The 11,178-nt window shown below is 48.9% G+C and carries 11 protein-coding genes and 3 tRNA genes; 4 read left to right on the top strand and 10 right to left on the bottom strand.

Going from position 1 to position 11,178, the window contains the following annotated elements:
* Window positions 1-24: 24 nt before the first annotated feature.
* The 5 genes from E6Q52_RS12165 to uvrC form a co-directional block, all read right to left on the bottom strand.
* Window positions 25-100, bottom strand: a tRNA-Gly gene (locus E6Q52_RS12165).
* 18 nt (window positions 101-118) lie between these two features.
* Window positions 119-192: transfer RNA gene (locus tag E6Q52_RS12160), tRNA-Cys, on the bottom strand.
* Between the two features lie 61 nt (window positions 193-253).
* Window positions 254-329, bottom strand: a tRNA-Gly gene (locus E6Q52_RS12155).
* A 106-nt stretch (window positions 330-435) separates the two neighbouring features.
* The gene (gene pgsA / locus E6Q52_RS12150) at window positions 436-1,017 is read right to left on the bottom strand and encodes a CDP-diacylglycerol--glycerol-3-phosphate 3-phosphatidyltransferase (RefSeq protein WP_292822402.1); all 582 of its coding nucleotides are present in this window, start codon (window positions 1,015-1,017) and stop codon (window positions 436-438) included.
* Window positions 1,018-1,061: 44 nt separating this feature from the next.
* Window positions 1,062-2,861, bottom strand: a complete 1,800-nt coding sequence (gene uvrC / locus E6Q52_RS12145) for an excinuclease ABC subunit UvrC (RefSeq protein ID WP_292822400.1) — start codon at window positions 2,859-2,861, stop codon at window positions 1,062-1,064.
* A gap of 153 nt (window positions 2,862-3,014) precedes the next feature.
* On the opposite strand from uvrC, the gene E6Q52_RS12140 reads away from it, so the two are divergent.
* Complete coding sequence (locus E6Q52_RS12140; protein ID WP_292822398.1) at window positions 3,015-3,221, top strand: AbrB/MazE/SpoVT family DNA-binding domain-containing protein; 207 nt, start codon at window positions 3,015-3,017, stop codon at window positions 3,219-3,221.
* Window positions 3,218-3,601, top strand: coding sequence for a type II toxin-antitoxin system VapC family toxin (locus tag E6Q52_RS12135; protein WP_292822396.1), 384 nt, complete (start codon window positions 3,218-3,220; stop codon window positions 3,599-3,601). Before E6Q52_RS12140 ends, E6Q52_RS12135 begins: the two co-directional genes overlap by 4 nt.
* Before the next feature lie 44 nt (window positions 3,602-3,645).
* On the opposite strand, the gene E6Q52_RS12130 is transcribed toward E6Q52_RS12135, so the two are convergent.
* The 3 genes from E6Q52_RS12130 to E6Q52_RS12120 all read right to left on the bottom strand — a co-directional run bounded on the left by E6Q52_RS12130 (window position 3,646) and on the right by E6Q52_RS12120 (window position 5,597).
* Window positions 3,646-4,452 (bottom strand): nucleotide-binding protein, encoded by an 807-nt coding sequence (locus E6Q52_RS12130; RefSeq protein ID WP_292822394.1) that lies wholly within the window; start codon window positions 4,450-4,452, stop codon window positions 3,646-3,648.
* A gap of 188 nt (window positions 4,453-4,640) precedes the next feature.
* Window positions 4,641-4,820, bottom strand: coding sequence for a 4-oxalocrotonate tautomerase family protein (locus E6Q52_RS12125; RefSeq protein ID WP_019882571.1), 180 nt, complete (start codon window positions 4,818-4,820; stop codon window positions 4,641-4,643).
* 36 nt (window positions 4,821-4,856) lie between these two features.
* Entirely contained in the window at window positions 4,857-5,597 is a 741-nt protein-coding gene (locus E6Q52_RS12120; RefSeq protein ID WP_292822392.1) for a cation diffusion facilitator family transporter, read from the bottom strand.
* Between the two features lie 88 nt (window positions 5,598-5,685).
* Here E6Q52_RS12120 and E6Q52_RS12115 point away from each other — a divergent pair, with 88 nt between their 5' ends.
* A complete protein-coding gene (locus tag E6Q52_RS12115) occupies window positions 5,686-6,522 on the top strand; it encodes a 23S rRNA (adenine(2030)-N(6))-methyltransferase RlmJ (RefSeq protein WP_292822390.1) in 837 nt (278 codons plus the stop codon).
* Between the two features lie 7 nt (window positions 6,523-6,529).
* Here the strand turns inward: E6Q52_RS12115 and E6Q52_RS12110 are convergent, their stop codons facing one another.
* Window positions 6,530-7,648, bottom strand: a complete 1,119-nt coding sequence (locus E6Q52_RS12110; protein WP_292822388.1) for a DUF2914 domain-containing protein — start codon at window positions 7,646-7,648, stop codon at window positions 6,530-6,532.
* A 239-nt stretch (window positions 7,649-7,887) separates the two neighbouring features.
* On the opposite strand from E6Q52_RS12110, the gene E6Q52_RS12105 reads away from it, so the two are divergent.
* Complete coding sequence (locus E6Q52_RS12105) at window positions 7,888-10,146, top strand: ATP-binding protein (RefSeq protein WP_292822386.1); 2,259 nt, start codon at window positions 7,888-7,890, stop codon at window positions 10,144-10,146.
* A gap of 34 nt (window positions 10,147-10,180) precedes the next feature.
* Here E6Q52_RS12105 and E6Q52_RS12100 read toward each other — a convergent pair whose 3' ends face one another.
* Complete coding sequence (locus E6Q52_RS12100) at window positions 10,181-11,146, bottom strand: crotonase/enoyl-CoA hydratase family protein (protein ID WP_292822384.1); 966 nt, start codon at window positions 11,144-11,146, stop codon at window positions 10,181-10,183.
* Window positions 11,147-11,178 lie beyond the last annotated feature (32 nt).

Genomic DNA, 11,178 nt, shown 5'->3' with positions numbered 1-11,178 from the left:
CAGTAGGTGTGCTTGAGAGAGATTTGGAGCGGGAAACGAGTCTCGAACTCGCGACCTCAACCTTGGCAAGGTTGCGCTCTACCAACTGAGCTATTCCCGCATTATTACTACATGTGACTGGAGGCGCGAGCCGGAGTCGAACCGGCCTAAACGGCTTTGCAGGCCGCGGCATAACCGCTTTGCTATCGCGCCAGAACCAACAACATAAAAACTACTTATGTTAAAAAGGGAAAGCGGCGCTTTCCCCAGAATTTGGAGCGGGAAACGAGTCTCGAACTCGCGACCTCAACCTTGGCAAGGTTGCGCTCTACCAACTGAGCTATTCCCGCGTATTTCCTTACGCCATGTCTCGTAAAGAAGCTGGCATTTTAATGATTTTGAGACCGGTGTCAAGGACGATTTTGAAAATAATGTTTCTTTTTTATGATTGCTTTTTTAAATGGTTTCGCGTATCGCTGGCCAGGCTGCGCGCAAGTAGTAGCCCATAGAAATCAGGGTCAGTAATGCAGCGATCACAATTAGCCATTCGCCCAGCCATTGCACGTTTAATCCAAACAAAGGGTCGTACCAGAGCAATAAGGTAATGGCGAGCATTTGGGCGGCGGTTTTGACCTTGCCCACCATAGCCACGGCGACATTCGCGCTTTTGCCGATGCTGGCCATCCATTCACGCAAGGCGCTGATGGCGATTTCACGGCCGATAATAATCAGTGCAACCACTGCGCCAGCGCGATTTAATTCCACCAGGACGATGAGGGCCGCAGCCACCATGAGTTTGTCGGCCACAGGGTCTAGAAACGCGCCAAATTTCGACATTTGGTGATATCTACGCGCCCAGTAGCCATCTAGCCAGTCCGTGAATGCGGCCAATATAAACACACTGGCTGCGATGACATTGACCCAGTGCGCTGGCAGGCCATCAGCAGCGACAGCGTGAGCGGGCAGGTAAAAGATGCCGACAAACACCGGAATCATGGCGATGCGTAACAAGGTGAGTATATTCGGGATATTCCACATTTTTATTCGTCTACGGATGCGTACAAAGGGCAGCGTACAAGGGCTTAGTGCAGGCGGTCATATATGGTTTGTGCCAACGCCAGACTAATACCTTCTACCTGGGCAATCTCGTCTATGCTAGCACTTTTTATCGCATCCAGGCCACCAAATCGCGTCAGCAAGGCTTTGCGGCGTTTGGCGCCCACGCCTTCAATCTCTTCTAAACTCGAGGTAATTCTGGCTTTGGCGCGTTTGGCCCGATGGCCGGTAATAGCAAACCGGTGTGCTTCATCACGGATTTGTTGTAATAAATGCAAGCCTTGATTATCCGTCGGCAAGTTCAGCATTTCACCCGTATCAGAAAAAATCATGGTCTCCAGGCCTGGTTTACGCTCTTCGCCTTTAGCAATGCCGACCATCAAAATATCATCGAGCCCGACTTCTTGCATGACTTCTATCGCCACACCGAGCTGGCCTTTGCCACCGTCAATAAAAATCAGGTCCGGGCGCTTGCCCTCACCTGCGGCCACTTTTTTATAGCGGCGCGTCAGCACATCGCGCATGGCGGCGTAATCATCGCCTGGCGTGATGCCAGTGACGTTATAGCGGCGGTATTCGCTGTTTTGCATATCGCCACGGTCAAACACCACGCAACTGCCTACCGTGGCTTCACCCATGGTGTGGCTGATATCAAAACACTCAATGCGCTCAGTGGTTTCTGCCAGTTTGAGTGCTTCGCGCAACGACACCAAGCGTGCCTGCTGGCTGGCAGAGGTCGCCTGACGCTGCTGCAAGGCCAGCTCGGCATTGGTTTGTGCCATTTTGAGCCAGATTTTTTTATCGCCAATAGCATTGGTTAACACACGTATTTTGCGGCCAGACTGCTCACTGAGCATGTCTTCAAATTCAGCCTTATTCACCTCTGCGCCACACACCAGCAACGGCGGCGTATTTTGTGACAAATAATATTGCGTGATAAACGCTTCTACGGTTTCGGCTAATTCAGCATCCTGGCTATTTTTAGGGAAAAAGCTCTTGTCACCCAAATGGCGGCCGCCGCGGATCATCACTAGGTTAATGCAATGCTGGCCCTGCACTTCGGCACAGGCAATCACATCGGCGTCACTGACACTAAAGTCACTGACAAACTGCTTGGCCTGCACCTGACGCAGCGCCTGGATACGATCGCGCAACACAGCAGCTTGCTCGTATTCCATCGCCTCGGCGGCCACGTTCATACCATCCGCCAATGAATCAATCACTTCACTGGTTTTGCCTAATAAAAACATCGCGGCATGGCGTACATCCCCGGCGTAATCAGCTTCAGAAATCAGGTTGACGCAAGGCGCGGTGCAGCGGGCGATCTGATATTGCAGGCATGGCCGAGAGCGATTGGCAAATACTGTATTTTCACAGGTGCGCAATTTAAATACTTTTTGCAGCAACTGAATGCTTTCGCGCACTGCCGGTGAGCTGGGAAAAGGCCCGAAATACTGGCTACCCTTGCGCTGCGTGCCGCGATGAAACGCCAGGCGAGGATAAGCATCGCCCGTCAGTGCAATATAGGGATAAGACTTGTCGTCGCGAAACAGCACGTTGTAACGCGGCATCAAGCCTTTAATCAGGTTGTTTTCCAGCAGTAACGCCTCAGCTTCCGAGCGCGTCACCGTGGTTTCGATATTGGCAATCTGCGACACCATCATTTTGGTCCGCGGACTAGCCAGATTTTTATTAAAGTAACTGGAAACCCGTTTTTTCAGGTCTTTGGCCTTGCCGACATAAATCACCGTATTTTCCGCATTGAGCATGCGGTAAACACCAGGCAGATTAGGCAGGTTTTTGAGGATAGGTTTGGGGTCAAACATCGAAGCATTTTAGCATTAGATATTCATTCGAGTTCAAAGCAAGTCTACAACACCACTGTACAACTTAATTAAGAAGGTATTACAATTGATATTAAGTATTACATTTTAAAATTTGAAATACTTAAGACCAAATACCATACCAAAAGGATAGTTATGGACATAGTGACAGTTTCACCCAAGTTTCAGGTAGTGATTCCCAAAGAATTGCGGCAGTCACTTAATATACAAGCAGGCCAAAAACTCAGAGCACGCATCCAGGGCGAACATATTGAGCTGATTCCCGAACAGCCGATGAGCGCGGCACGTGGCTTTTTGGCAGGCATAGAGACAGAAGTGACTCGTGAGAAAGACCGGGTATGAATGTTGTAGATTCATGTGGCTGGCTAGAGTATTTTGCCAATGGCAGCAATGCTGATTTTTTCGCACCAGTGCTTGAAGATACAGAAAACCTGCTGGTGCCAGCCCTGATTGTGTTTGAAGTGTGTAAACGTGTCACGCTACAGCGTGGTGAAAAAGCCGCCCAATCCGCAGCTGACTTTATGGCGCAAGGCACCGCTGTGACCTTTGACTCAGAAACGGCGCTGAATGCCGCTTTATACTCGGCCAAACACCAACTCGCACTCGCTGACAGCCTGATTTTGCAAATCAGTAAAGAACATCATGCAACCTTATGGACACAAGATATTGATTTAAAAGGGCATCCAGGTGTGCAATACAAGGCAAAAATTAATACCCTTTAAACGCTTGATTAAACGCGATTCTGTTCTGGCCCTAATATCATCGATTAGAAAAAGTCGCTAATCGCATAACCACACGCCTTCAACTCTTTGGCAACCTCAGTTTTCCATGCGCCAAATTCGTCAAGTGAAACATACACAACGCCGCTTATATCATTTGGCGTTTCAATATTGCCTTTTACTAATGAGCATACATTTTCTCGACCGAGCTTAGCCATTAAATACCCATGCTCAAATATCACATTTTGACGCGCTCTATTCTTTGGGGGTATTTTAGATTCATGAATCCCTCGCCCATGATCACAAGCTGTATAAAGAACTAGCGCGAAATCAGCATCATTTGAGTAGTGCTCAATTTTTTCAATGATCGTCATTCCTGAGCTAGCCTGCTCATGCAATATAATGGCTTCTAAGCCAAGTTTTTCGATAAAACGACTTACTTCTTGCTTGGCTTCATTGTCACGACCGTGAACTATAAACACCTTTCGTTTATTTCTAGCCACTTTAGGTGGTGAAACCGTAAAACTTTGATTAGGCATTTGAGGGCTGAGATGTTGAATCGTCTGGCCAAACTCAAGAGAGTCTAAAAGAGGCGTAAATTGTTCAGATAGAAAGGTTCGCCTTTCTGCATATGTCTTAAATTTCGGCTGGATAAAACCCCAAAAAGAATCAAGATTGCGATGCTGGCGAAGCCAACTTGGAAGCATAGATGACAGATTGAAATTGCTTAGTAGTTCGTGACGAAGAGCTTCAAACTCACGTTCGTCAGCCGCCAAGCCAGTTGCTCGCGCAGTGAGCAAATTCACTAGATAGCTCACTTTATCAAAGTCACTTTCTAAAAATTCGATACTCAATTTGTGCTTCCTTAATTGTGCTTAATTCTACGATATGAGCCTAACGTAAAGCATAATAGGCGCGCTGAAGGCGCCACCTAAAGACTGGGAGGAGCGTACTTGAGATGCGTTAAGTATAAGGAGAAAAAGACTTCTATTTGCAACCGTTTTCGGTTGAAGCATTAACATTCACTTGTAGCTAAAAATAGCTACCCCAACAACTCTCCACCTATCGCCCAGTCCTCATACTCAACCTCTTCAAACACGATATAGGTGTAATTGGCCGGTTTTTGGGCGTGTTTTTGCAAGGTTTCGGTGATTTCTTTGGCGATCAGTTTCTTTTGCTCTTTGGTGACAGAGCCTGCGAGTTTGACATTCACGTAAGGCATAGGGGCGCTCCTTTAATGGACAAAAGATTTAAACAATTAGTGATGGTGGCCAGGCTGACCACGATAAATGTCGCGAATCAGGTTGAGCGTCACCACCAATAACAGCAATGAAATCAGGATGGACAGTATCGGGTCTATGGTCATCCAGCCGGTAAAATAGATCACTACGCCAGCAGCGACGGCAGTCACAGAGCCTAACAAGTCACCTAAGACATGCAAAAATGCGGCGCGGTGGTTCAAATTAGCATCGCCACCGTGATGCGCATGCTGGTGATGCATATGTTTGGCAACGAACAGGTTCACCAGCAAACCAACCAGGGCAATCACGCTGACGTAGCCGCCTGCGACGGTCACAGGATGCTTGAGGCGTTCGATGGCCTCAATAACGATGCCCGCAGTCACCAGCAGCATGGAGGCGGCATTGACCATAGAGACGCGGCGCTCAGTTTGTTGTGATGCCGGATGGCCGGTGCGCACGCGATGTGCGGCCCACATGGCGAGCCCGAGCGCCAACACGTCAAACAGCATATGCCAGGCGTCACTGAGCAAGGCCAGTGATTGTGTCCAGATGCCGCCGAAAAACTCGATGACTGTAAATAGCGCAATCGCCAGAAAAGGAATCCAGAAAGGATTGTCCTGTGCATGGTCGTCGTGCTGAGGCCCATGATGCGCCTGCTGGCTGTGCGCGGCATGGTCGGTATCGTGATCATGCGCGCAGCCTGCCTGCGAATGATCGTGCGCATGTGCGTGTTCAGAATGTGTATGACTAGGTTTCATGTTTGCATGCTAATGCAAGTTACCCAGTTTTCACAAGAGCGCACAAACTTTGTCGCTTATAATGACGGCTTATCTAAGAGTATATGCAATGTTAAGTTACCGTCACGCCTTTCACGCTGGCAATCATGCCGATGTTTTGAAGCACTGGCTCTATAGCCTGGTGCTGGATTACTTTAACCAGAAGGATAAGCCTTACTGGGTGATAGACACGCACGCTGGCGCGGGCCTTTACCAACTGGACAGCGCTGTGGCGAATAAAACAGCGGAATATGTCGATGGCATTCAACGCCTGCAACAAAGTCAGTCTGCTGAGATATTTGACAGCTATTTGCAAGTCGTTGCCGCAGCAGCTAAGGGGCAAAAAAACCTCTACCCCGGCTCACCCTGCATTGCCAGCCATTTTTTAAATGCGGCAGACAAATTGCGATTATTTGAGCTGCACCCAGCCGATGCTGCCTTACTGGAGCAACAGTTTTCGATACAGAAACGACAAGTGTCTATCCAGCAAAAAGATGGCTTTGAAGGCATTAAAGCCTGTTTGCCGCCACCGACCAAACGTGGTGTGGTGCTGATAGACCCGCCTTACGAGGTCAAAGATGATTATGCGCGTGTGGTTGACTGCATCAAAGACAGCCTCAAACGCTTTGCGACCGGCACTTATATGATCTGGTATCCGCGCCTGCAAAGGCCAGAACCACAGCACATGATAGATAAGTTACGCAGCCTGAATACCGATTATTTGCATGTGACACTGGATGTGCAGCACCCGTCTGCCGATGGTTTTGGCATGTATGGCAGCGGCATGTGGATTATTAATCCGCCATGGACGCTGCGCCAGGCTGTAGAGCCACATCTGAACTGGTTAGCAAACACCTTGGCACAAGATGCGGGCGCACACGCTGCCTGCGAAGGTCAGCAAAGCTGACCAAACGTTAATAGCGGATACGCGTGCGACGCTGCGCATCCGGCTGATCCTTAATCGTCACCCTAAACGCATTGACCGCAATCGTTTGCCGGGTCTCGGTCTGAATACGCACGCGCCACTCGCCTGCGGTGAGGTTGGTTTTGTAGGTATATCCGCGGTAGCCGCTATCGCGGCCGCCGGTGAGCGAAAATCCTGGCATAGAGACACTCACCCACTCCCCCTTCACTTTGTTCTGCCAGTCGTGCAGCAGCTTGGTTTGCAAGCCCTGCGGCGCAAACACCGCTGAAAAACACACCAGTTTTTGCCCCGGTTGCAAATAAAAATGGTCGCTATCAACCCGCCAAAACTGCCACCAAGGTGACTTTTCAACCGTCATCCAATAGCCTTCTGGTGACTTTTCCAGGTCATAAGCGATCACCACTGCCTGTTTCACTAATGGCACCGGTGGAATCATATCGGCGCGATAGGCCAGCATCAGCAGCCCGGCAATCACCCATACCGGCCAAATGCGACCAGCATGATGCGGCGCCCGCTGATACAAGGCATAAGTCACCGTCGCCCCCAGCACAGTGCTTAAATAAAACCAGGCCGCATGCACGCTACCAAACAAAAATGGAAAAGCAAAGTTACACCACAAAATGGTGCACAAACCAAACATGCTCCAGCATAAGCTCAGGCGCCGATATTCGCCTTCCATAAACTCATTGGCCACCAGCAACACGCCTAAGACCAAGGTAACGACCCAGGCCAGGCCATAGCTGGAGCTTTTGAAATAAAGGATAAACAATGCACTGAGCAGGCTGCCAAACAAAAACTGCAATATCCAGTAAGGCCAGTCCTGCACGGTCCAGTTAGAGACACGGCGCTGTAGCCACTGCCAGCTTAACAAACGCTCCCCAAGTCGTCTGACTGAAGAAGAAGGCGCCGCCAGCTGATACATCAGCACAGCCGCTAATACCAAATAAGCCGCAAAAATAGCCATATCGGACAAAGCGACTTTCTTGCCAATGGTAATGGCATCCCAGACAAACCCGCCAATAAAAAACGAGATCGGCAATACCATGCGGCTACGTGCCAGCCAGCGCGACAATCTTGAAGGTTGTTCAGACTCAGTAGGGTTCATCATGCAGATCAATGGTTAAAGGTGCGGAATGTCGGCATTTTTATCACAGATGCCAGTAAGCACAATATTATTTTGGGTTGTGAAAAGTAAACTTTCTTTGATAATCAAATCGAGCCTGCTAAAATTTAAGTTATCTTAAGAAAAGTCCGTTAACTATCAACATAAGTTAGATTTTCAATACAGATTGGACTTTCTTTGCGTCAATATCGAGAAAGCCTATCACCTACGAACCATGATTGAGCATGCGAGATTCAGTTAGACAATTAAAGCAGAAAGTGACGGAAATCAAGTCTATCAGTTATGAAACTGAGCAGGCGCTTATTCGCGTCGTTTTTGTCAGCTTTATTACACTCTATCTCTTGGTCAACCATAGCAGTTATGAACCGGTACTGCTTTGCCTGATTTATTTGTGTTTCGGCTTTTTGATGTTGTACAACATCTTGCAAAATCCACAAAAAAACGAAAAACGGCAATGGACAGCGATGGTGATGGATATCACGGCGACCTCGTTAGAACAAATGATTTCAGGCGCAATGGCAGGCGTGTTTATCGGTATTTACCTGTGGCTGATCATCGGTTATGGCTTGCGCTATGGCACCAAGTTTTTCAAAGGCTGCTATGTGTTCAGCCTGATCGGCTTTAGCCTGACGCTGTATTTAAATCCTTATTGGAACCAGCACCAGCATTTAGCCTACGGTTTTCTCCTCACCCTACTGCTCATTCCGCCGCATGCCTTGCGCTTATTGGTTAGCCTGGAAAAAGCCACCAAAGAAGCCGGACAAGCCAGTGAGGCCAAAACAAACTTCTTGTCCAATATCAGCCATGAAATGCGCACCCCGCTCAACGGCATTATTGGTGCCAGTGAGTTGATGGCGCAAACTAAACTTGATCACAAACAATCCGAACTGCTTAACATGGTCGGTGCTTCGGCCTCCAGCCTCAAAAAACTGATTAATGACGTGCTGGACATCAGCAAGATCGAAAAAGGCAAAGTCGAGTTGGAGGACATTACCTTTTACATGCCTGACCTGATCCAGCGCTTGCAGCTGATGTTCCAGATTGAAGTCGAACGTAAGCAGCTGTGGCTGCGATTTCACCTCGATCCACTGGTAGAGCGTCACTACACTGGCAGCATGCATCACCTCGAGCAGGTATTAACCAACCTGATCGCTAATGCCATTAAATTTACCCAGCATGGTGGCGTTGATGTGGTTGTCAGCGTCATCCAAAGTCATGCCGAGACAAGCAAGCTCAGCTTTCGCATACGAGACACGGGTATTGGTATCAAGAACGACGCTTTACCGCTGATTTTTGATAGCTTCACCCAAGCCGACAGCAGCATCACCAGGCGATATGGCGGCACAGGCTTGGGTACGTCCATTGCCAAGCAATTGATCGAAGTCATGGGCGGCAAAATAAATGTGACCAGCCAAGAAAACGTAGGCACTACTTTTGTGGTGAGTCTGCCACTCGCGCATGCGGCTGCGCCAGCAAAACCAGCGACCAATGAGATCAATCTGGATAACGCGTCTAACGTTGTGCCGTTAAGCAGTCACACCAAATTCCGCAAGAAAATCCGTGTACTGATTGCTGATGACAATGTGGTCAACCGACTGATTCTAAACGAAACGCTGCAAAGAATGCACTGTGTAGTCAAGGCCGTAGACAATGGCGATGCTGCGCTGGATGCACTGGAACATCACCAGTTCGACTTGATGATTCTTGACTACAACATGCCGGAAATGAACGGCCTGGAAGTCTTTAATATTCACCATGCCTTGCCGGACAGCAAGCCTCTGCGCACCGTGATCCTCACCGCAGATGCAACTAAAACCACACAGGATCGTTGCCTGCGTGCCGGGGTGTATCAGGTACTCACCAAACCAGTGGTTTCAAGACAAATTCAAAGCCTGATTGAAGCAATTGCCAGCACGATAGAGACTGAACAAGTGGCGCCAGTTAGACGCCAAAAGTCTAAACCAGAAACGGCAGAACAAGCTGCAGCCTCAACGCCAATCCTATCTACGCCTCAGGATGAGATCATTGTAGACTCCAGAGCACCCAACTCACCGATGAGGGGGATCAAGCCCGCATCGGCAGATGCAGAAAAAATTAGCAGCATCACGCCCGTCACCGAACCTTTGCTGGATGATGACCGCATGACGCACTTGCAAAAACTGGGTGGCAGCGAAGCCTTTGTGCACAAGCTCATCACAGAATTTATTGAATCTACCGATGACTTGCTACGCGCGCTTGGCACTGCCAGCCTCGATTTAAACTTTGAGCAAGTCCATAAACTGGCGCATGAGCTGGCTGGCGAATCTGCCAATATGGGCTTGATTCCGCTCAGCAAACTCAGCCGCCGCTTATTGGGCCTGAGCATGCAAGATGCCCAGACTATTTCTGGTCTGTATCAGGCCGTTGCTGATTGCTATGAAGAGACACGCGCACAATTGCAACAATATCGCAGCAAGCTCTCGTCCAAACGCTCTCACAAATAACTGCCCCTCGTGAATGCTGGCACTGCCGGTTTGACTACTGATTAACTGCCAGATCATGTGTTGTCTCTGCTGCCAATGAATCGGGCAATAGATCAATCGCTGCTGCCTGGTCAGGAAACAGGCGTGACTGCGCACGATAAAAACGATCCATCACCTTCAAGTCTCGCTCGGTCAGGCGCAAAGCGTTTTCTACCCACACCTCAACAATGTCCTCCAATTCATCATAAGTGAGCGGATTGACTCTGGCTTTGGCCTTTTGTGCCGATAAAAAGCCTTCGGCGCGCTTATTGTTTTTATGGATAAAATCGTGCACGGCCTGTTCGCCTTCGCCCTCCTCAACCACGAAGTCAATCAGGCCCATTTGCAGGCACTCTTCCGCGCTATAACGCTCGCAACCCAAAATCATTTTATCTGCAACGGCAATACCCGCTTTGCGCGCAATAAAACTGTAGGCGCCCATGCCTGGAATCATGTTAAAAAACAGCTCTGGAAAGCAGAAAACAGATTGTTTTTCAGCAATCAGCACATCACTGGTCATGGCGGCTTCAATCCCTGCACCTAACACTTCACCTTGCAGTAACGAAATCTTAGTCACATGATCCAGTTGAAAACGAAACGCACGCTGCGCCACCACATCAATACTCAGTTTGGCATAGGCTTGCAACTGCGCCCTGTCTTGCTGACGGATGGCAGCCGCCATTTTTTGCAAGTCACCGCCCATATTAAAATAACCAGGGGTTGCTGAGGCAAACACGGAGTAACGAATGGGCAGCACGCTTTCACTCTTAGTCTGCACATAACCACCACTGCGCTGGATATCCGCATGATGCTGATGCAAGTTCTTGAGTAAGGCATGGTTGATGCAGGGAATGCGCTGGGGTTGATTTATATAGCTCCATAACGCTTGTTGCTCGGCATCAAAACGGCAAAATACCTGACCGTAATCATGTGACAGCAAACGTTGTTGATAGTTAACCAAGCCTTGTTCGAACGGTTTCATGAACTTCTCCTTTGACATTGAAAATGGATTGA

This window comes from Methylophilus sp., assembly GCF_008015755.1.
Lineage (GTDB): Bacteria > Pseudomonadota > Gammaproteobacteria > Burkholderiales > Methylophilaceae > Methylophilus.
The sequence above is the reverse complement of the archived record's forward strand: the minus strand, read 5'-3'. Positions and strand labels throughout refer to the sequence as shown.